General features: G+C 59.8%; 18 protein-coding genes. 9 read left to right on the forward strand and 9 right to left on the reverse strand.

Going from position 1 to position 19,934, the window contains the following annotated elements:
- Positions 1 to 62: 62 nt before the first annotated feature.
- The 4 genes from frr to rpsB form a co-directional block, all read right to left on the reverse strand.
- Positions 63 to 617, reverse strand: coding sequence for a ribosome recycling factor (gene frr / locus ACUUL3_RS04375; RefSeq protein WP_448554939.1), 555 nt, complete (start codon positions 615 to 617; stop codon positions 63 to 65).
- Positions 610 to 1,338: a UMP kinase gene (pyrH, locus tag ACUUL3_RS04380; RefSeq protein ID WP_448554941.1), complete on the reverse strand. Its 729-nt coding sequence runs from the start codon at positions 1,336 to 1,338 to the stop codon at positions 610 to 612. The genes frr and pyrH overlap by 8 nt, the downstream gene beginning before the upstream one ends.
- A 44-nt stretch (positions 1,339 to 1,382) precedes the next feature.
- Positions 1,383 to 1,976, reverse strand: a complete 594-nt coding sequence (tsf, locus tag ACUUL3_RS04385; protein WP_448554943.1) for a translation elongation factor Ts — start codon at positions 1,974 to 1,976, stop codon at positions 1,383 to 1,385.
- Positions 1,977 to 2,076: 100 nt separating this feature from the next.
- Entirely contained in the window at positions 2,077 to 2,832 is a 756-nt protein-coding gene (gene rpsB, locus ACUUL3_RS04390; RefSeq protein ID WP_448554945.1) for a 30S ribosomal protein S2, read from the reverse strand.
- Positions 2,833 to 3,421: 589 nt separating this feature from the next.
- Here rpsB and waaF point away from each other — a divergent pair.
- Together waaF and gmhB are read left to right on the forward strand one after the other, a co-directional pair.
- Positions 3,422 to 4,489 (forward strand): lipopolysaccharide heptosyltransferase II, encoded by a 1,068-nt coding sequence (gene waaF, locus ACUUL3_RS04395; RefSeq protein WP_448554947.1) that lies wholly within the window; start codon positions 3,422 to 3,424, stop codon positions 4,487 to 4,489.
- On the forward strand, positions 4,486 to 5,070 hold the full coding sequence (gene gmhB, locus ACUUL3_RS04400) for a D-glycero-beta-D-manno-heptose 1,7-bisphosphate 7-phosphatase (RefSeq protein WP_448554949.1): 585 nt from the start codon (positions 4,486 to 4,488) through the stop codon (positions 5,068 to 5,070). The genes waaF and gmhB overlap by 4 nt, the downstream gene beginning before the upstream one ends.
- Before the next feature lie 54 nt (positions 5,071 to 5,124).
- On the opposite strand, the gene ACUUL3_RS04405 is transcribed toward gmhB, so the two are convergent.
- From ACUUL3_RS04405 to secD, 5 genes are all read right to left on the reverse strand, one after another.
- Positions 5,125 to 5,439 carry an FtsB family cell division protein gene (locus tag ACUUL3_RS04405; protein ID WP_448554951.1) on the reverse strand — a complete coding sequence of 105 codons (315 nt, stop codon included), beginning with the start codon at positions 5,437 to 5,439 and terminating at the stop codon, positions 5,125 to 5,127.
- A 284-nt stretch (positions 5,440 to 5,723) separates the two neighbouring features.
- Positions 5,724 to 6,419, reverse strand: a complete 696-nt coding sequence (gene tatC / locus ACUUL3_RS04410) for a twin-arginine translocase subunit TatC (RefSeq protein ID WP_448554953.1) — start codon at positions 6,417 to 6,419, stop codon at positions 5,724 to 5,726.
- Between the two features lie 45 nt (positions 6,420 to 6,464).
- Positions 6,465 to 7,184, reverse strand: a complete 720-nt coding sequence (locus ACUUL3_RS04415; protein ID WP_448554954.1) for an HD domain-containing protein — start codon at positions 7,182 to 7,184, stop codon at positions 6,465 to 6,467.
- Positions 7,185 to 7,188: 4 nt separating this feature from the next.
- Complete coding sequence (locus tag ACUUL3_RS04420; protein ID WP_448554956.1) at positions 7,189 to 7,923, reverse strand: YkgJ family cysteine cluster protein; 735 nt, start codon at positions 7,921 to 7,923, stop codon at positions 7,189 to 7,191.
- Positions 7,924 to 7,927: 4 nt separating this feature from the next.
- Positions 7,928 to 10,495, reverse strand: coding sequence for a protein translocase subunit SecD (gene secD, locus ACUUL3_RS04425; RefSeq protein ID WP_448554958.1), 2,568 nt, complete (start codon positions 10,493 to 10,495; stop codon positions 7,928 to 7,930).
- A 191-nt stretch (positions 10,496 to 10,686) separates the two neighbouring features.
- On the opposite strand from secD, the gene ACUUL3_RS04430 reads away from it, so the two are divergent.
- The 7 genes from ACUUL3_RS04430 (at position 10,687) to gpmI (ending at position 19,911) form a co-directional block, all read left to right on the forward strand.
- Positions 10,687 to 10,887: an alpha/beta fold hydrolase gene (locus tag ACUUL3_RS04430; protein ID WP_448554960.1), complete on the forward strand. Its 201-nt coding sequence runs from the start codon at positions 10,687 to 10,689 to the stop codon at positions 10,885 to 10,887.
- Positions 10,888 to 11,112: 225 nt separating this feature from the next.
- Complete coding sequence (locus ACUUL3_RS04435; protein WP_448554962.1) at positions 11,113 to 12,354, forward strand: response regulator; 1,242 nt, start codon at positions 11,113 to 11,115, stop codon at positions 12,352 to 12,354.
- A gap of 77 nt (positions 12,355 to 12,431) precedes the next feature.
- A complete protein-coding gene (locus ACUUL3_RS04440) occupies positions 12,432 to 13,652 on the forward strand; it encodes a methyltransferase family protein (protein ID WP_448554964.1) in 1,221 nt (406 codons plus the stop codon).
- A 19-nt stretch (positions 13,653 to 13,671) separates the two neighbouring features.
- Positions 13,672 to 14,844, forward strand: a complete 1,173-nt coding sequence (locus tag ACUUL3_RS04445) for an ABC transporter substrate-binding protein (RefSeq protein WP_448554966.1) — start codon at positions 13,672 to 13,674, stop codon at positions 14,842 to 14,844.
- Between the two features lie 37 nt (positions 14,845 to 14,881).
- Positions 14,882 to 17,689: a response regulator gene (locus ACUUL3_RS04450; protein WP_448554968.1), complete on the forward strand. Its 2,808-nt coding sequence runs from the start codon at positions 14,882 to 14,884 to the stop codon at positions 17,687 to 17,689.
- Between the two features lie 259 nt (positions 17,690 to 17,948).
- Complete coding sequence (gene rsfS / locus ACUUL3_RS04455) at positions 17,949 to 18,335, forward strand: ribosome silencing factor (RefSeq protein WP_448554970.1); 387 nt, start codon at positions 17,949 to 17,951, stop codon at positions 18,333 to 18,335.
- Between the two features lie 22 nt (positions 18,336 to 18,357).
- A complete protein-coding gene (gene gpmI, locus ACUUL3_RS04460) occupies positions 18,358 to 19,911 on the forward strand; it encodes a 2,3-bisphosphoglycerate-independent phosphoglycerate mutase (RefSeq protein WP_448554972.1) in 1,554 nt (517 codons plus the stop codon).
- Positions 19,912 to 19,934: the final 23 nt, after the last annotated feature.

A 19,934-nucleotide genomic window follows, 5' to 3' on the forward strand; every position in this document is an offset into this window, starting at 1 on the left:
GCGACACAACCAGCAGGGAAAAGGGAGAGGGAACGGTTCTGGTCTTAAGGAATAGGGCGGCTTCAAACCTCCATGACCTCTTTTTCCTTTTCGGCCAGGATCTCGTCGATCTGTTTGATGAACTTGTCGGTGACGTGCTGGGTTTCGTCCTGCAGCTTGAAGAAATCGTCTTCCGGGATTTCCTTGTTGTTCTTCTGCTTCTTCAGGCCGTCGAGGGCGTCACGGCGGACGTTGCGCACGGCCACCCGGTACTCTTCGCTGATCTTCTTGACGTTTTTCACCAGATCCCTGCGGCGCTCCTCGGTGAGCTGCGGGATGGAGATCCGGATCACCTTGCCGTCGCCCGAGGGGTTGAGGCCCAGATCCGAGGCGAAGATAGCCTTTTCGATGGCGGGCAGCAGCTGGGTGTCCCAGGGTTGAATCACGATCATTCTGCTTTCGGGAATGGTGACGGTGGCAACCTGATTGAGGGGCATGGGCGAGCCATAGGCCTGTACCCTGACGCCGTCGAACAGGGAGATGGAGGCCCGGCCGGTTCTGATTTTGGCAAGGTCGCGTTTGTACGCTTCAATGCTGGCCGCCATTTTTTCCTTTACCGAGTCGATAACCTTACTCATTGTCATCTCCCTTGATCAGCGTGCCGATCTGCTCGCCGCAGATGGCTTTTTTCATGTTGCCGGGGATATTCATGTCAAAGACCATGATGGCTTTGTTGTTGTCCATGGCCAGGGAAATCGCCGCCGCATCCATCACCTTGAGGCGCCGGTGCAGAACCTCGCCGAAGCTGAGCTTGTCGAATTTCACCGCGCCGTCGTGCTTGAGGGGATCCTTGTCGTAGACGCCGTCCACTCTGGTCGCCTTGCAGACCAGATCAGCGTCTATTTCCAGCGCGCGCAGCACCGCAGCGGTGTCGGTGGTGAAATAGGGATTGGAGGTTCCCGCCCCGAAGATCACCACCCGGCCCTTGCGCAGGTGATGCAGCGCCTTTTGGCGGGAATAGGGCTCGCAGACCGTGAGCATGGGAATGGCCGAGAGAACCCGGGTGGGGATGCCCTTGCGCTCCAGGGCATCCTGCAGGGCCAGGGCGTTGATGACCGTGGCCAGCATGCCCATGTTGTCGGCGGCGGCCCGGTCCATGCCGGCTGAGGCCCCGGACACTCCGCGAAAGATATTGCCCGCGCCGATCACCAGGCTGGTCTCGACCTTGAGGGCCGTCAAGCCAAGGATTTCCTCGGCAACGTAATCAAGCACCGCGGTGCTGATGCCGAAAGCGGCGTCACCCATCAGGGCTTCGCCGCTCAGTTTCAAAAGAACTCTTTTGTATTTAGCTTTTGTCACGGTCTTGTCACACCATGGTGTTTGCTTGACTTGACCAGTGCCGGTTATGCGCCGACCTGGAAACGGGCAAAACGTTTGACCGAGATGTTCTCGCCCATCTTTGCCACCAGTTCATTGAGAAGATCCTGGATGGAAAGGTCCGGGTTCTTGACGAACTTCTGCTCCATCAGGCAGTTCTCGGCGTAGAAACGGTCCATCTTGCCGCCCACCATCTTTTCGGCGATATTGGCAGGCTTGCCGGAGTCGATGGCCTGCTGGATGTAGATGTTGCGCTCGCGCTCGGCCAGGTCGGCCGGGACGTCCTCGCGTTTGATGGAAACCGGGTTGGCGGCGGCCACGTGCATGGCCACGTTTTTCGCGAACTCGATAAAGGCGTCGCTCTTGGCGACAAAGTCGGTTTCGCAATTGACTTCGACCATGACGCCCAGCTTGCCGCCGGCATGGATGTAAGTCTCCACCACGCCTTCGCTGGTGGCGCGGCCCGCGCGCTTCTGGGCCACGGCCAGACCCTTCTGGCGAAGCAGGTCGATGGCCTTTTCCATGTTGCCCTGGGTTTCGCTCAGGGCCTTTTTGCAATCCATCATGCCCGCGTTGGTCTTGTCGCGGAGCTCTTTTACCATTTGACTTGTAATTTCCACGGTTCTACCTTCTTATCTTTCGTCTTGATTACTCTGGAAAGGAAAGCTCCCGGTCCGGGCTTGACGCGGACCGGGATACGGCTCGGTTCAATTGTCCCGCTCAGGCATCGCCCTTGGCCGCGATGGCTTCCGCTTCGCTGCCCTTGTCGGTCGCCGCCTGCTGGCTTGCCGAATGCTTCTCGCGGCCGCTGATGATTGCCTCCGCCATCTTGCCGGCGATCAGCTTGATGGAACGGATGGCGTCGTCGTTGCCGGGGATGATGTAATCAATGCCCCGCGGATCGCAGTTGGTGTCGATGAGGGCGACGACCGGAATGCCGAGGCGGTTGGCCTCTTCGATGGCGATCTTTTCCCGTTTCGGGTCGATGAGGAAGATGACCGAGGGCAGGCCCTTCATGTTCTTGATGCCGCCCAGGTTGCGCTCGAGTTTGACCGCTTCCTTGGAGATCTGCAGGGCTTCCTTCTTGGTGTAATGGTGGATGGTGCCGTCTTCCTGCATGGCCTCGAACTTCTTCAGGCGATCGACGCTGTTCTTGATGGTCTGGTGGTTGGTCAGCATGCCGCCCAGCCAGCGGTTGTTGATATAGTACATGCCGCAGCGTTCGGCCTCTTCCTTGATGATGTCCTGGCCCTGGCGCTTGGTGCCGACAAAGAGAACGCTGCCGCCCTTGGCGGCGATATTGGAGACAAACTCATAGGCCTTGTTGAACAGGGGAAGCGTCTTGTCCAGATTGATGATATAGATCTTGTTGCGGGCCCCGTAGATATACGGTTTCATCTTCGGGTTCCAGCGGCGGGTTTGGTGGCCGAAATGCATACCGGCCTCCAGCATCTCTTTCATGGTAATGTAAGCCATTGTCCGTAACTCCTTTGATTTTGGTTGGGCTTCCACCCCATTGTTCCAACCCGTTCGGGCACCAGAGGAACATTTTCAGGGGTGTGTTTGATGTTGTTGGCAGCGTAAAAGCCAAAATGTCGACAGCGAATTCGGCGTAACCGGTTGAGTTTACGTCTTATGACTGTGGGGCTCTGGATTTTTACGAAACCATCTCGATTTTGAACCCGAATCTTTTACCACCTGCTCTCGTATTTTGCAAGCAAAGAAGAAGCTGGTTCCAGTTTCTTTCCGCCCCGGCGGGCGGCGGGGTGGGGGGGGACGGGAGCCGGCCGTGGGCCGAGGCGAAAGCAAGTGGGGTTCTCCTGGTCTTCCCGACAAAAAAGCTTGACGCCCCGGGGAAAAAAAGCAAAGTTCTCTGCTGCGCTTACCGTGACAGACCCTTGAAAAAGGCTGTTGGCGGCACGGGGAGGTGGCGCCGGACCGTGCCGGCGCTCGAAAAAAAACAGGAAATTCGTGGGGTTGGCCAAAGCCTTCCCTGGTCAACCGGCAGCTGAAAAAGTCAGGGATGGTTTTTCAGCGGACTGTCAAGAGGACAACCAGGAGCCATATGCCGAAAACGATCAACAGCCATTCCCCCAAAAAACTTCTGATCCGTTCGACAAACTGGATCGGCGACGCCATCATGACCACGCCGGCGGTGCGGACCATCCGGGAGAATTTTCCCGATGCCGAGATCACCATCCTGGCCTATCCGTGGGTGGCGGATATCTTCACGGCAAGTCCCCATGTGGACAAGGTCATGCTCTATGACAGGAAGGGGAGGCATCGGGGGATAACCGGCATGTGGCGCTTAAGCAGGGAGCTGGCCGCCCAGCGCTTCGACATGGCGATCCTGCTGCAGAACGCTTTTTCCGCCGCCCTCATCGCCCTGCTGGCCGGCATACCGGTCCGCGCCGGATTCAGGCGGGACGGCCGCGGTCTGCTGCTCACCCACGGGGTCGCCATCCGCAAGATCCTGAGGGAACGCCATCAGGTCTATTACTACCAGGGGCTGCTGCAGGACCTTGGACTGGTCTGCGGGCCGCATGACCTTTTCCTTGCCCTGCCCGAGGCGGCCATGGCCTGGGCCCGGAATCTCCTCGCCGACAAGGCGGGCGGCCCGGTGGTCGGTCTTAATCCCGGGGCCGCTTATGGCCCGGCCAAGCGCTGGCCGGCGGATCGCTATGCCGGGCTTGCCGGGCGACTCGCCGCGGAGCTGGACGCTACTCTGCTGGTTTTCGGGACCGCTGCCGATGCCGAGGCCGCGGCGGTCATTGCCGCGGCAGCCCCTGGCCGGGTAGTCGATCTTGCCGGCAAGACCAGCCTGGCCCAGGCCATGGCCCTGATCGGTCTCTGTGACGGCTTTGTCACCAACGATTCCGGCCTGATGCATGTGGCCGCCGCCTTGAAGACGCCGCTGGTCGCCATCTTCGGTTCGACGGACTCGGTGGCCACCGGCCCCTTTTCCGAAAGGGTGCGAGTGGTCCGTAAAAACCTGCCCTGCAGCCCTTGCATGGCGACGCATTGCCGCAAGAACGATTTTGCCTGCATGCTGGCCATCGAGGTGGATGAGGTGTTCAGGGCGACCAGCGCCCTGCTTGCCAAGCGGACCGGAGAAGGGAGGGAGGAAGGATGAGCAGACCGGCGGTGTTTCTGGACAGGGACGGCACCATCAACGAGCAGATGGGCTATATCAACCATATCAGCCGATTCGTGCTGCTGCCCGGGGCTGCCGAGGCGATCCGGCGACTGAACGGGCAGGGTATTCCGGTGGTGGTGGTCACCAACCAGTCCGGGCTGGCCCGGGGCTATTTCCCGGAAAGCCTGCTTGCGGAGGTGCATGAAAAGATGCGGGTCCAGCTGGCCGCGGCCGGCGCCCACCTGGACGGCATCTATGTCTGTCCGCATCATCCGGAGGCCAAGGAGGAGCGCTTCCGGGCGGCCTGTGACTGCCGCAAGCCCAAGCCGGGGCTCTTTCTCAGGGCAGCCGCGGAGCTGGATCTCGATCTTGCCCGTTCCTATCTGGTGGGGGATCGCTGGTCGGATCTCAAGGCGGCGGCCGCCGTGCGCGCCAAGGGGGTGCTGGTCCTCACCGGATACGGCCGCGGCGACTATGAATATATCGGGCCTGGGCAGGCTGTTCAGCCCAGCTTTGTCGCCGAGGACCTGCCGGCGGCGGTGACCTGGATTCTGCGGGATCTCGGGCGGGAACGGTAGCAGCCTGCCCCGGACGCGGCGGCCGGGGCAGGGGCCGATTTTTTCAACGGCCGGTTATTCGTGCCGTTTTTTCTTTTCGGGAAAGTCGTAGATGACCTCATTTTTCTTGATGAGGCCGAACTGCTGGCGGGCTACCTCTTCGAGGTGGACCGGGTCTTTCTTGAGTTTGGTGATTTCCTTGCGGAGCGCCTCATTGCTGAGGCGCAACTCCTCATTATCGGCAAGAACCTTGTTGAGTTCCTTTGCAACCCGATAGTATTTCAGCGCGCCATAGGGGCCGAAAATGGCCCATGCCCCGAGCAGGACCAGGATCAGGATCGAGGAGATCAGGAGTTTTTTGCTGTCACTCTGTGAGCGGCTTGGTGGCATCTGTTCGTCGTGGGGTCATTGCCATGGCTGGGAATGAATCATTTCGGCCCGGAAAGGATTCATTGCCGCCTCGTTGGTTATGGGGGAGGACCGCCTCGCCGCGCCGGAATCGTTATGCAACGGCTTTTTTTGTGGGGTAAGCGCTGTCGGCCGAGGCTTGCCGCATCAATAACCAGTAGATAGCACAGAAGATTCTTTCCTGCAATCGCCGAATTGCGCGCAGGATGATTCGGCAGCGCTTCGTTCTCGTTTCCAGTCCCATATCGGACAAATGTCTTTCCCGCTCAGGGGATCCGCAGCATCTTCAAGGCGATGATGCCAAGTTCATAGAGCATGTAAAGGGGCACCCCCATGAGCAGCATGTTGACGATATCCGGGGTGGGGGTGAGAAGGGAGGCGACGATGCTGATGACCAGCAGGGCATAGCGGCGGTTTTTTGCAAAGGTGCCTCGGGAGAGCAGTGTTGTTTTGGCCAGGAAGATCATGAAGACGGGCAGTTCGAAGATCAGGCCGAAGGCGAGGATGAAGACGGCGACAAAGGTGACGAACTGGTCAATGGAGATCACTGCTTTTAACTGCTCGGTCTGGAATCCCAGGAGAAAATCGACCCCGTACGGCAGGGTCACGAAATAGCAGAAGGCGGCGCCGCTGTAAAAGAGCAGGCAGGTGAAGAGCACGAACCAGAAGATGTTGGCCGCGGAGAGCTTGAAAGGCTTGGCCAGGGCCCGCCAGAGGCAATAGATCAGCCAGGGCATGAAGGTGAAGAGCGCCATGGCCACCGAGATTTTGACATGGGCGAGGAAGGGGCCCGCCACGGTGAAAAAGGCCAGCTGCTGGTGAAGATGGTCCTGGATTACGGCCAGCAGGGTGGCGGAAATCGTGTAATAGCCCAGGGAGCCCAAAAAAAGGGTGAGCCCCAGGGAAAGCAGCGAGCGGCGGAGATCCTTGATGATGATGGCGAGGCGATTCGTCGTTTCCACGGCTGGTCTTGGCAAAGGTTATCGCGCGGGGACGCAAGGGGCGTCCTACCGCTGGTTCTCTTGGGGCTCGGGAACCGGGCTGCCGTGGATCTCTTTTTCCAGGCGCTTGAAAAAGATCTCCATGAACTCATGCCGCTCGGCGGCCAGCCGTTTCCCTTCCGGGGTGAGCATCTTGTCCTTGATCCTGCAAAGTTTCACGAGGAACTCGCGGTAGGCCGTGTCTTCGCTGCTGTAGGAAGAGGTCCTGGCGACATCCACCCCCTGGTTGTGGAGGCGGGCTCCGACCTGGCCGGCAAAGAGGAAGGCCCTGCCGATGCCGATGGCGCCGATGGAGTCGAGCTTGTCGGCATCAAAAAGTATTTTGGCCTCCAGGCTTTCCGGAACCATGTCGTTGCGGTAGCGGTGCGCTTCGATGCAGTGCAGGATCTCTTTCCGCATCGAAACGGAAAAACCGAGGCCGGCAAGGATCGCCTCGGCCATTTCCGCCCCCTTGCGGGCATGGCATACTCTGCCCTGGCTGCGGGTCTCGTGCTGACGGCCGATGTCGTGCAGGAGGGCGGCGGCGCCCAGGATATCGAGGCGGGCATGCATCAGCCGGCCGATGTGGAGGCAGAGATTGTATACCCGTTCGGTGTGGTCCGGGCCGTGGCAGCCACCTTCATTTTCGCAGTATTCCCGGGAGATGGCGAACAGCCGTTCGGTGAGCTTACGACCCAGGGGCGGCGGTTCGGGCTGGTTGCCTCTCTGTTCCTTGTTTTCCGGCATGGAGTTATCCGAAGAGCGCATATTCCAGCCAGGCGATGCCGAAGCGGAGGAGGGCCAGGTCGTCGCCGGCCAGGGCTTCTCTTTCCTCCGGAGAGAGAGGCAGGGACGGGGAAAGGGTCCCGGCCAGCAGGCGGGCGCGGAATTCATCGAGCCGGTAGAGGGCCAGGAGGTAGGCCTTGACCTCCTGCTCGCCGGGAGCGAAGCCGTCCTTGAGCCGCCGGTGCTGGAGGATGGCCATGATCTCGTCGTTCATGGCGTTGTAGGTCAGAAGATCCTGGTCGTTGTTCCAGGCGGCGACATCCTGATCCTCACTTTCGGAAAAGCCCTTGCAGTGCGGTTCGCTCAGGAGCACGTGGATCTCGTGCCGTTGGCCGTCCGGGGTCAGAAAGGCGCCGCGGCCCAAGGGGTAGGTCCGGCAGGCGCCGGGGCGGTCCGCATAGATCCGGCAGCCTTCCGGCCCGACAAAGGGGCAGCTTGCCCTGCCGTCATCCACCATGGCGAGGAAGACATGGGGAAAGGCAAAGCCGTCCTCTGTTTCGATGATGGCATGCCGGGCGAGAAAATCACTGGCGGCAAGGTTGAGCCGCCGGCTTATGCGAAGCACATCATAGGGCGTGAGGACCAGGTCAAGCTGCCGGCAGCAGTCGGTGAAGCAGGGAACGCCGGGGTGGCATTTGAAGCGGAATTTTTCGCCGTCGGCAAGCTTTCGGAAGTTTTCCGGCAGAACAGGGTTGGCCATTGCCTTAGAGTTCCATTTTTTTCTGCCAGAAGGTCAGGAGCGGCGCCGCCACGAAGATGGAGGAGTAGGTGCCGAAGATGATGCCGATGAGCAGGGTGAAGGAAAAGTCGTGGATCACCGAGCCGCCCAGGAAGAAGAGGGCCACCAGGGTCAGGGCCGTGGTCAGGGAGGCGATGATGCTCCGGCCCATCACCTCGTTGACGCTGAGGTTGATGGTGGCGAAGAGGCTGGTGTCCGGGGATTTTTTGATGTTTTCCCTGATCCGGTCAAAAACGACCACGGTGTCGTTCAGGGAATAGCCGGCCAGGGTGAGCAGCGAGGTGATGATGAGCAGGGTTACCTCGATGTCCATCAGCCAGCAGAGAGCAAGAACGGCGAGAACGTCGTGGAAGGTGGAGGCCGCCGCGGCAATGCCGAAGCGGAAATCGAAGCGAAAGGCCAGGTAGAGCATGACCCCCAGCATGGCCAGGGCGATGGCGAGCAGCGCCTTGTCCCTGAGGGCGGAACTCACCGAGGCGCCGATCTCCGACTGGCTTTCCATGGTAAACCGCGCATCCGGCAGGGCGGTGTTGAGCCGGCTGGTGATGGCCTCGGTGATGTGGCCCAGCACCTTTTCCGATTTCTTCATCTTGACGATGAGGCGGTTCTCCCCCTCGACCTTCTGAAGATCAAGGCTGCCCAGCTCGCTCCTGTCAAGGGCCTTGCGCACCTCGCCCAGGGCAAAAGGCTGGCTTGCCTGGTACTGGAGGATGACGCCGCCGGAAAAATCAACGCCCATGTTCGCCTGGCCGCGCAGGATCTGGACAAAGGCGATAAGGCCGATGAGGGTCACCACCGCGGAAAAGGCGAAAGTGTATTTGCGCACGCCCATGTAATCCAGATTGGGCTTGCTGAGGAGCTGCATGAACCTGAGCGGCTTCAGCGCCTTTTTCGCGTGCATGACGTCATAGACCAGCTTGGTGCCGAAGAGGGTGGTGAAGAGGTTGAAGATGATGCCCAGGCAGAGGGTGATGGCAAAGCCCTTGATGGGGCCGGTGCCGAAGAGGAAGAGGGCCAGCGAGGTGATCAGGGTGGTGACCTGGGCGTCGACGATGGTGGACAACGCCAGGCTGTAGCCGGCTTCAACGCCTGATTTCACCGATTTGCCCAGGGCGAACTCCTCCCGCATCCGTTCGAAAATGAGGACGTTGGCGTCCACCGCCATGCCGATGGAGAGGATGATGCCCGCGATGCCGGGCAGGGTGAGGGTGCCGCCCATCATGGCCAGGCCGGCAAAAAGCATGAGAATGTTGAGGATGACCGCGCTGTTGGCGATGACGCCGGAGAGGCGGTAGTAGACGAGCATGAAGGCGAAGACCAGGGCGGTGCCGAGCAGGCCGGCCATCAGCCCCTTCTGAATGGAGTCCTTGCCCAGGGAGGCGCCGACCGTGAGGTTCTGGACGATCTCAACCGGGGCGGGCAGGGCGCCGACCCTGAGGACGATGGCCAGGTCCGCGGCCTCCTCGTAGCTGAAGCTGCCGGAGATCTGGGCGCTGCCGCCGAGGATTTTTTCCCGGATCACCGGGGCGGAGCGCACCACCTCGTCAAGGACGATGGCCAGCCGCTGGCCCACGTTTCTCTCGGTCACCTGGCCGAAGATCTTGCCGCCGCGGCCGGTGAGGTCCAGGCTGACATAGGGTTCGTTGAAGCTGCCGCCCACCCGGACCTGGGCGTCCTTGACCATATCGCCAGTCATCAGGATCTGGTTTTTCAGGAGAATGGGGGTTTTGCTTTCCTTCTTGGTGGTCTTGTCCACCTCTTTTTCAAAATAAATCTCCGTGCCGGCCGGCAGCCTGCTCTGCAGGGCAAGGTTGAGCTGCTTGCGGCTGCCGCCCTCCTGCCACTGGCCCGCCTGAATGGCCTGACCGATCAGCTGGGGCAGGTTGAGGCCCGAAGCGTCTTCCACCATCTTGAATTCGAGCTGGGCGGTGCGGCCGATGAGATTCAAGGCGCGGCCGGGATCCTTGACCCCGGGCAGCTGGATGATGATCTCGTCGGCGCCCTGGCGGACGATGACCGGCTCGGCCACGCCGAACTGGTCGATGCGGTTGCGGAGAATCTCCAGGGATTGATCAACCGCTTTGTTGTTGATGAAATCGATCTTTTCCTGTTTCAGGGCAAGGGTAATGCGGGGAAAGGCGTCCTGCTCCGCCTGGATTTCGCTGGCAAGGTCGGGGAAGTCGTCCTTGATGGTCTGTTTCACCGTTTCCAGCGCCCCGGTGTTGGGCAGGGTCAGCATGGCCTTGTGGGTATCGGCGGTGGCGTTGCGCACCACGGTGATCTTTTTTTCCGCCAGGGCCTCTTTTAAATCCTGAACAGCGAGATCAAGGTTGTTTTCAATGGCCTTTTCAAGGTTGACCTTGAGGACCAGATGCATGCCGCCCTGCAGATCGAGGCCCAGGCGGAGGCCCGCCGGGGCAAGATATTTCTGCCACCAGGACGGCACCGGCTGGAAAGAGGGGAGAACGGTCATGCCGCAGAAAACGGTCAAAAAAAGCAGCAGTAAAACCTTCCAGCGCAGGGAACTTTGCATAACGACTCCTTGATACAGTTAATATCTGCGGAAAATCAGTGGATATTTCCCTTGTCACGAGAACAGCGTAATTGTCTGACTTTTACGAATTTATCATTGATTGGTGCGAGATTATACCCCACCTTGTTCAGAAGTCAAATTGCAAAAAAGTTAAGGGGCGGCCGCCAAGGGCGGCAGAGTCAGTCTGGAGTTTGCCCTGGCGCACGCTCCCCTGTCCGGTGATCTGGGGCAGCGAGGATACTGTTTCCCCTCCCGCGAACGCGGAACCGCTTTCCCGGAAAATCGCGGGCTGCCGCAAGCATGTCATCGAAGGGGCGCCCCATCCCTGCCATCTTGCCGAACCGAGGGACTGGCACGATGCTTTTCTTGGCTTTCTCAAACAAGAGTTCTGATTCCTTTTCCGGCTATGCTATACTTAACTCAGGTAAGGGTGCCGGCCTTGCGTGCCGGAGGTACAGCCCCCATGGCGGCCTGCCTGGCGATTCACCTTTTACGGCGTTGCAACCGGGACCAGGCGCGATTGTGGCGGGTATTGCTCGGTAACTTTTTGATTCGTCTTCTCGGGCCTCACTCCTTCGGAGGCTTTTCCGAGATCGTCACGGTTGGGGGGAAGAAGAATGGGCAAGAAGATACTGGTTGTCGATAACCAGCCCGTGGTGTTGAAGCTGGTGGCCAACCTGCTGGCAAAGGATGGCCATGAGGTGCGCATTGCCGAGGATGGGCTCCGGGCTCTTGACGTTCTCAAAGACTTTGTCCCCGATCTCATCTTCGTCGATCTGGTGATGCCCAATATCAGCGGGGAAAAACTCTGCCGCATCATCAGGAACATGCCGCATCTGCAAGGGGTTTTTCTCGTGATTCTCTCCGCCATCGCCGCGGAGGATGATCTCGATTTCGTCGCGCTGGGGGCTGATGCCTGCATTGCCAAAGGGAATATGGAGGGGCTTGCCAGGCATATCGTCCGCGTCCTTGAGATGGCCGAGCAAAACGAGGGGCGGGGGCCGGGTTCCCGGGATATCCTCGGGCTGCATGAGGTGGCGCGCCGTGAGATCACTCGGGAGCTTATCGCCTCCCGCAGGCATTTCGAGGTGATTCTCAACAACATGTCGGAAGGGATTCTGGAATATGCCCCCGACCTGAAGCTGATCTTCGTCAATCCCGCCGCCGCGAACATGATCGGAGTCGCCGAGGAAAACCTTCTGGGCGCCGACTTCTGTGAAATTTTCGCCGGCTATTCCCGGGATCTCGTCGAACGGGTGCTCCACTGCGGCACCGCCCTGTTCAAGAGCATTCCCGAGGAGACGCCCGTTCTGTTGAACGGCCGCCGGGTTTCCCTGCAATTTTTACCGGTCAGGGACGAAGGCGGCGACTCCACCATCGTCATCATCAATGATGTGACAAAGCGCAAACAGACCGAGGAGAAAGTCAACGAACAGAACAGGTTTCTGCAGGGTCTCATCGAGGCCCTGCCCCATCCCTTTTTCGTGGTGGATGCCCGGGAGTATGGCGTAGTTCTGGCCAATTCCGCGGCAAAGCGTTGTTTTCCGGGGATGAAGGGCTGCCCGCCCGGGTCGGAAGGCCCGATCTGCGCCTGCCTGACCCCTGACCCCCTCTATCCCTTCGAGGTGGTGCAGAGGGAAAGGAAGTCTTTTGTCCTTGCCCATGTCGATCGTGACGGCCGGGGAAGGGAAACCCACTACGAGATCCACGCGCATCCGATTTTCGATAAGCAGGGGATCCTGCGCCAGATCATTCAATATCGGCTCGATGTGACGGAAAGGAAAAATACGGAGCAGGAGCTGCAGGCGTCGAAGGCGGCGCTGGAAAAGGCGTTGGCCGAACTCAGGGCCGCCAGGTAGTTCCGTCCTGGCGGATGTTCCCCCATGAGCGGACTTTGCCGGGAGGGCCTTTGTTTTCGTGGAAAAGGTGACAGCGGATGCGTGTGATCGGAAAAAGAGGGAAAGTCCTTGTCCTGGCAACAGCCCTGGCTTATTTTTTGATCGGCGTGGAAATCATCATCATGATTTCGCCGTTCGCCCTCTATTTTTACTCCGTGTATGGTCCTATTCTCAATACCCTCGCCGCCCATCCCATAACCGGCTGGACAACCGAATTTTTTCTGCCGCATCTGGTCTTTCTTGACGACCCGCTTCTTGAGGCGGTTTCCTATCTGCAGGTACTCTTGTTTGTCGGTCTTTTTCTGTTTTTCGCCGCCGCGGTTCCGCTCTATTACGGCAGATTCACCGGGAAAGGGGTGGTGCGGCTGAGTTTTTACGCCAGGATCCGCCATCCCCAGTACCTCTTTCTCGCCATTTCCGGCTTCGGTCTGCTGCTTTACTGGCCGCGCTTCATCGTGCTGGTTCTCTATATAACCATGCTGTTTGTTTACTACCTGCTGGCCCGCCACGAGGAATGGCGGATGATGGGGGAGCATCCGGAGGTGTACGAGAGGTATATGGCGAATACGCCGATGTTTTTGCCAGGGGAACCAGGCGGGCGTTTTTTTCGGCTGGTGTTCGGTTGGATTCACCCGAAATGGCTTGCGCTCGTGGTGGCGTATCTTCTGAGCATTCTCCTCGCCGTCTTGCTGGCCCTGGGGGTCCGCGACCATGCGGTCGGCAGGGTGCGGGTGATTCAGGGCGTGGATGCCCCGCCGCTTGTTTCGGTATTTCCCCGGCCTGACGATGAAATCCGCGCCGTGTATCAGGCAGGCCTCGCCAATGCCGAGGTGCGGGAGATCTTGGCCGGTGTCGGGGCGAATGCCGTGTATCTCCTGCCCGGAGATTTTTTTCTCAATGCCCTGCTCACCGAGGAAGACAGGCGATTCTCCGACCAGATGATCGAACGGTTCCCCGAGATTCTTGAATGGCATCAGCATAAATTTCAGGGCGGGCTTGGCAGGTTTTTCCGAATTTTTTATAATTTCGTGCGGACCTGGGGAACGCTGGAGACCGATTACGATGTCGAACGCCTCATTTTCATTCGGGTCGAAGACAGGCGCGGGGAGATGGTTTCCGCGGAACATCTGTTCGACATCGGGTTGAGGCGGCGGCCTGTCCTGCTTGTTGATCTTGATGCCGCCTCACGAAAAATGGTATCTCTGGTAATCACCACGGACAACCACAAGTGGGGGACAGTCCCCATGCCCAGCTTTTGAAATATCTTCGAGGAGTTCCATGTCGCATCTTTCTGTGCCCGGAAAAAACAAGAGCCTTCTTTGGGGGTGGCTCCGTGCCAGGGGGCCGGGCCGGCGTTTTCTTTTCGGCTGGGGTTTTCGCCGCCGCGGGCTGGCGACGCTTCTTATCCTGCTCTGCGGCGTTTTGTCCGTGGCGACGCCGTTGGCCACGGCGGCGGAGGACGCATCGGCCAGGGAGCTGATCTTTCTCAACTGGAGCGACTACATGGATCAGGATCTGATCCGGAAATTCCAGGAGAAGCACGGGGTCACGGTCCGGCAGGTCTATTACGAAACAGAAGAGGAGCTGGGCCGCCTGCTTTCTCTCACCGGCGGCAAGGGTTATGATGTGGTCCTGGCCAGCATGCTGCCCGCCCAGGCGTATCTGCAACGGAAGTGGCTCGCCCCGGTCGACGAAAAACGTATTCCCAATCTCAGCCACATCGATCCGGTCTGGGCCAAGAGAAATCCCGAACTCATGCGCCATGCGGTTCCTTTCGCCTGGGGGACCATGGGGATTGCCTATCGGCGGGATCTGGTCCCGGGCGAGGTTGTCGGCTGGCGGCAGCTGCTTGCCCCGGCAGAGGCGTTGCGCGGCAAAATTCTCATGATCAAGGATCAGCGGGACGCCATTGTCCCGGCTCTGAAAATGCTCGGCTATTCCCTGAACAGCGACCGGCCCGAGGAACTCGACGCCGCGGAAAAGGTATTGCTGGCCCAGAAGCCGTTTGTGAAAAAATACAGCTATCCTTCCCTTGGCGAGGACTCCGAGCTGGTGAGCGGCGAAATCGCCATGGCGTTGGTCTACAGTGGTGACGCGGTGGCCCTGCGCGAGTTCAATGCCGATATCGCCTATGCCGCGCCGGTGGAAGGAACCTGTATCTGGCTTGATTCCCTGCTGGTCATGCGGCATTCCGCCAGACAGGAGCTTGCCATGGCGTTTATCAACTTCCTGAATGAACCGGAAAATGGAGCGCAACTGGCTGAGTATATATATCATGCCACGCCGAACCTGGCGGCCAAGGCAAAGCTGCCGGCCGGGCACCTGCGGAACCCGGCCATCTGGCCGGATGCCGAGACCCTTGCCAGATCGGAATTTTATCTGCCCCTGCCCGCCCGGGTGCAGAAACGTTATAACACCATTTATCTGCGCGCCTCCGAGGGATTACGTTGATGGCCGGACGCCATATCCTTGACGGTTCAGACCTGCCATGAAGCTACGAGCCAAAATCAGCTTAGTCCTTCTGCCCCTGATCGCCGTGCCTTTCCTGGCAACCGGCTGGTTTGCCTCGGCGCATCTGGCCGGCCATTCACGGGAAACCGCCTTTGCCCAGGCGGACTCCCTTCTCGGCCAGGTGGGGGACGGCGTGCGCGTCTATCTGGCCAACTGCCGGGCCAATCTTGAGCTGTTCGCCCGCGCGGAGCTGTTGCGCAGCTACCTGCTGGTGCCGGAGGAAGAAGCCCGCTACGCAATTTTTCAAACCCCGCTGCTCACCCAGTTCGCCAGATACATGGAGGCCTATCCGGAGTACTACGAGATGCGGGTGCTGCTGCCGGACGGGTACGAGGATGCGCGTTTTGCCCGGGAAGGACTGGGCAATCGCCACGAAGACGAGGGGCAGAGCCCGTGGTTTTCACGAATGCGGGATTCCTCCGCGCCGATCTTTCCGCAGCTTGAAATCAATGCCGACAACGACCGGCTGGCCTTCTACCTTGCCAAGAAGCTCTTCTTTACCGATAAAGCCCAGGAGGGTCCGCTGGCCGCGTCACGGCTCATGGGATACCTTGTTCTGACCATTGAGCCGACCTTTCTCTCCGAACCGGCGGCGGAGACGAAGATCGGCGCAAGCGGATCGATTTTTTTCTGTGATTCCACCGGAACCGTGTTTTTTGAAGGGCGGGAAAAGAGGTTGCCGGCCCGGCTTTCCGCTTCCCATTGGCAGACACTGCGGAATTCCGGCGGGGATTATGTTCTCCTCAAGGGGCTGACCGCGGAACCGGCCTATGTGAAACTGCGGCGGCTCGACGCGGATCTCTGGCTTGGCGCCATCATGCCGGAGCGGGACCTGCTGGAGGTGGGGCGGAATCTCCGGACCCTGATCTTCGCCGTCACCATGGCCACGGTGCTCTTCGTCTCTCTGCTGCTCTTTTTCGGCCTCAAGCGGCTCTTTCTCGACCCGCTTTCCCGCCTGATTGATTCCAGTCGTCTGGTGAGCAAGGGCGAAATGGACAAGGTCGTCCTTGCCCTGGATCGTGACGATGAAATCGGCGAGCTTCTGAAAACCTTCCATGGCATGGTTGCGGCCCTGCGTGTCTCGCGGCGCGAGATCATGGCCCATCAGGAGGAATTGGAGCGGCGGGTGCAGGAGCGGACCGAACATCTCATCGAGGTGAACAGGGAACTTGATGACGCCCGCCTCGAAGCGGAACGGGCCAACCGCCTGAAGAGCGAATTTTTGGCCAACATGAGCCATGAAATCCGCACCCCCATGAACGGCGTCATCGGCATGAGCCAGTTGTTGCGCAATACCCCGCTGAACAAAGAGCAGGCCGAATACGCGGAGATCATCAATTCTTCCGCGGAATCGCTCCTCCAGATCATCAACGACATTCTTGATTTTTCCAAGATAGAGTCCGGCAAGCTCACCATTGACCGCAAGGAATTTGCCATCCGCGATCTGGTGGAGGAGGTCGCCGGCATGCTTGCCCTGCCTGCGCAGGGCAAGCACCTTGATCTCGCTTCCCATGTTTCCCTGGATCTTCCTCCCCGACTGGTCGGCGATCCGGTCCGGTTGCGTCAGGTCATGGTCAACCTGCTCGGCAACGCCGTAAAGTTTACCCCGAAAGGGTCGGTGGGAATCAGCGTCAGCCGTGAACCGGAGCAGGGTTCCGGGCGGAACGGCGAAGAAATCCTGCTGCGCATCGAGGTCGAGGATACCGGCATCGGGATTCCGCGAGAGGCCCATGGGAAGCTGTTCAAGTCCTTCTCCCAGCTCGATGGCTCCTACAGTCGTCAGTATGGCGGCACCGGTCTTGGGCTCGCCATCTGCCGGCAGCTTGTGGAGATGATGGGCGGCCGCATCGAATTCACCAGCACTCCCGGGCAGGGGAGCTGTTTTCAATGCCTTGTCCCGATGGGAGTCGCGGCGGAACAACCGGCGTCGGGGCTGGCAAAGATCAAGGAGGCGGTGCGGGACAAAAGGGTCCTCCTCGTGGCCGAGGGCAGGGCCAGCAGACGGCTGCTGGCCAGAACCCTGGCGGATCTGGAGCTTTCCGTGATCAGCGCGGAAAGCGGCCCTGCCGGCATGGCCTTTTTCACGCAGGCGCAACAGGTTGGTCTGCCCTTCTCCTTTGTCCTGGTTGAGGCGGAAATGTCCGGCATGGACGGTTTCAGTTTCAGCGCCGGACTTCGGGCCCTGGAGGGCGGCGCGTTGCCTGTTGTTTTGCTGGTTTCATCCGGCCAGCAAAAGGATGAGCGGCGCAGCAGATTGAATGATTCCGCCCTTGTTGACCATTTCCTCGCCAAACCGGTGAAGCTCATCCAACTGGTCGGGGTTCTCGACAGGATAGCCGGCTTTTCCTCCGGGCCGCCCGTGGCGGGCGGGGCGGAGGAGGAGCCGGCCAGGGCCGCGGTAACGCCGCTCAGGATTCTGGTGGCGGAGGACAATCCCGCGAATCAGCGTCTGGTTGAACGGATGCTTGCCATAAACGGCCATAGGGTGACGGTGGCGGGCAACGGCCACGAGGCCATTGATGCCTTTGCGCGGGAATCGTTCGATCTCATTCTCATGGACATTCAGATGCCGGAAATGGACGGCTTTGCCGCAACCGCCGCAATCCGGGCACTGGAAAAGGAGCGTGGCGGGCATATCCCCATCATCGCCCTTACCGCCCATGCCATGCAGGGGTATCGGGAGCAGTGTCTGGATGCCGGCATGGATGAGTATTGCGCAAAGCCATTTGAGATGCAGAAGCTGACCGCCCTCATCGAAACCGTCTGGCAAAGACGCGGCGTCTGATCTTCTTCCGTTGGTTCCGCGGCCTGCTCCGTCTCCTCGTCAATGGCCCGGATATCAGCCGGTTCCCACGTAATTTTCTTCCCCTTGGGAAGAACTCTCTGGTTGCCAGATTTCGCCGTGCCATTTATGATAGGCCTCCCCTTTCCATTGCTTCCTGTTTTGTGGAGTGAGCGAAAAGGCAACAACCGTAAAGGGATTCCGGTCGCGCCATGGCCTTTCCGGCCTTGCGTTCGATCCGGCATCGGCGCCAGGAGTTATAATGAAAAAGGTTCATAAGAGTATCAGCGGGAAATCCGGGCAGGAGCTTGCGCAGATCGTGGCCAGGGCGGCTCTGGATAAGAAGGCCGAAGATCTGGTCATCCTCGACGTGCGGGGCATTTCCTCCTTTGCCGATTTTTTTGTCATCATGAGCGGCCGCTCCACCCGGCATGTGCAGGGTCTGGCCCAGGCGGTGGACGAGGCTCTGCGTCATAAGAAGATCAGCAACGAGAGCACGGAAGGGCTGAGCGAAGGCCATTGGGTGCTGCTCGATTACAACGACGTGGTGGTGCATATCTTTTACAGCGAGACCAGAGGGTTTTACGACCTGGAAGGCCTGTGGCACGATGCCCCCCGCCTGGTGGTTGCCGAGGAGAGCAAGGCATAATTTTCAAGACTAGGGAGAAGCCATGAAGAACGTCACGCCGGTGCTGCTTGCCATTCTGGACGGCTGGGGCCATCGCGAAGAGGTTGAAGGAAACGCCGTTGCCCAGGCCCACACCCCGAACATGGACCGCTGGCGGCGCGAGTTTCCCTTCACCACCCTGGTGGCGCACAACGGCGCGGTCGGCCTGCCAGAAGGCCAGATGGGGAACTCCGAGGTGGGACATCTCAACATCGGCGCCGGCAGAATCGTCTATCAGGATTTCACCCGGATCAACCGGGATATCGCCACCGGCGCCTTCCATGAAAACAGGGTGTTGAGCGGCGCCATGGACAGGGTTCTCGCCCGGGGGAGCGCCCTGCACCTTTTCGGCCTGGTTTCGGACGGCGGTGTGCACAGCCACCTGAATCATCTGTTTGCTCTCCTGGAGATGGCAAGAAAAAAAGGCCTTGCCAAGGTTTTTGTCCACGCCTTCATGGACGGCCGCGACACCCCGCCCAAGAGCGGGCAAGGCTACATCGGCGAGCTTGAGGCGGCCATCGCCCGTAACGGCGTGGGCCGTATCGCCACGGTCTGCGGCCGCTATTACGCCATGGATCGCGACAACCGCTGGGAGCGGCTTGCCCTGGCCTGGCAGGCCCTGGTGGACGGCAAGGGCGCTCATGCGGCGGAAAGCGCCGAGGCGGCGGTGGCGGCGGCTTACAGGCGCGGGGAAACCGACGAGTTCATCAAGCCGACGGTGATCAGCGAGGCTGGTTTGCCCATTGCCACGGTGGATGACGGCGACTCAGTAATCTTTTTCAACTTCCGGGCCGATCGGGCCCGTCAGTTGACCCATGCCTTCTGCGACCGGGAATTTTCCCGCTTTCCCGCGCAAAAAAGACCGCGGCTTGCGGAATTTGTCACCTTCACCATCTACGAGAAGGATTTCGGACTGCCCGCCGCCTTTCCGCCGGTTTCCCTGAGCCGGATCCTCGGCGAGGAGGTGAGCAGCCACGGCCTCAGGCAGCTGCGCATCGCGGAAACGGAGAAATACGCCCATGTCACCTATTTTTTCAACGGCGGCCGCGAGGAGCCCTTTCCTTTGGAGGACAGGGCCCTGATCCCCTCGCCCAAGGAAGTGGCCACCTATGATCTGAAGCCGGAAATGAGCGCCTTTCAGGTTACCGAGGAGCTGCTCGCGCGGCTCCATGACAATCCCTACAGCCTGGTGGTCCTGAACTTCGCCAACGGCGACATGGTCGGTCACAGCGGGATCATGGCCGCGGCCATCAAGGCCTGCGAGGCGGTGGATCAGTGCATCGGCCGGCTGGTCGCCAGATTCACCGAACTGGGCGGCGTGGCGTTGATCACCGCCGATCACGGCAATGCCGAATTGATGATCGACAAGGACACCGGCGGCCCGATCACCGCCCATTCCTCCAACCCCGTCCCCCTTCTCATGGTTGGAGCGGCGGAGCAGGGCCTTGGGCTTGCCGACGGCGGCACCCTGACCAACATCGCGCCCACCATCCTGGATCTGATGGGGCTGCCGATTCCAAGCGAGATGGAAAGCAAAAGCCTGCTTGTCCGCAGGTAAGCGTCCCGCCTGGCGAGCCCGGT

This window comes from Thiovibrio sp. JS02 (genome assembly GCF_053485635.1).

Bases quoted from the DNA above. Each gene is read 5' to 3' on its own strand.
- frr (WP_448554939.1), bottom strand. From the start codon at position 617: ATGAGTAAGGTTATCGACTCGGTAAAGGAAAAAATGGCGGCCAGCATT.
- rpsB (WP_448554945.1), bottom strand. From the start codon at position 2,832: ATGGCTTACATTACCATGAAAGAGATGCTGGAGGCCGGTATGCATTTC.
- waaF (WP_448554947.1), top strand. From the start codon at position 3,422: ATGCCGAAAACGATCAACAGCCATTCCCCCAAAAAACTTCTGATCCGT.
- gmhB (WP_448554949.1), top strand. From the start codon at position 4,486: ATGAGCAGACCGGCGGTGTTTCTGGACAGGGACGGCACCATCAACGAG.
- ACUUL3_RS04405 (WP_448554951.1), bottom strand. From the start codon at position 5,439: ATGCCACCAAGCCGCTCACAGAGTGACAGCAAAAAACTCCTGATCTCC.
- ACUUL3_RS04415 (WP_448554954.1), bottom strand. From the start codon at position 7,184: ATGCCGGAAAACAAGGAACAGAGAGGCAACCAGCCCGAACCGCCGCCC.
- ACUUL3_RS04420 (WP_448554956.1), bottom strand. From the start codon at position 7,923: ATGGCCAACCCTGTTCTGCCGGAAAACTTCCGAAAGCTTGCCGACGGC.
- secD (WP_448554958.1), bottom strand. From the start codon at position 10,495: ATGCAAAGTTCCCTGCGCTGGAAGGTTTTACTGCTGCTTTTTTTGACC.
- ACUUL3_RS04435 (WP_448554962.1), top strand. From the start codon at position 11,113: ATGGGCAAGAAGATACTGGTTGTCGATAACCAGCCCGTGGTGTTGAAG.
- ACUUL3_RS04440 (WP_448554964.1), top strand. From the start codon at position 12,432: ATGCGTGTGATCGGAAAAAGAGGGAAAGTCCTTGTCCTGGCAACAGCC.
- ACUUL3_RS04445 (WP_448554966.1), top strand. From the start codon at position 13,672: ATGTCGCATCTTTCTGTGCCCGGAAAAAACAAGAGCCTTCTTTGGGGG.
- ACUUL3_RS04450 (WP_448554968.1), top strand. From the start codon at position 14,882: ATGAAGCTACGAGCCAAAATCAGCTTAGTCCTTCTGCCCCTGATCGCC.
- rsfS (WP_448554970.1), top strand. From the start codon at position 17,949: ATGAAAAAGGTTCATAAGAGTATCAGCGGGAAATCCGGGCAGGAGCTT.
- gpmI (WP_448554972.1), top strand. From the start codon at position 18,358: ATGAAGAACGTCACGCCGGTGCTGCTTGCCATTCTGGACGGCTGGGGC.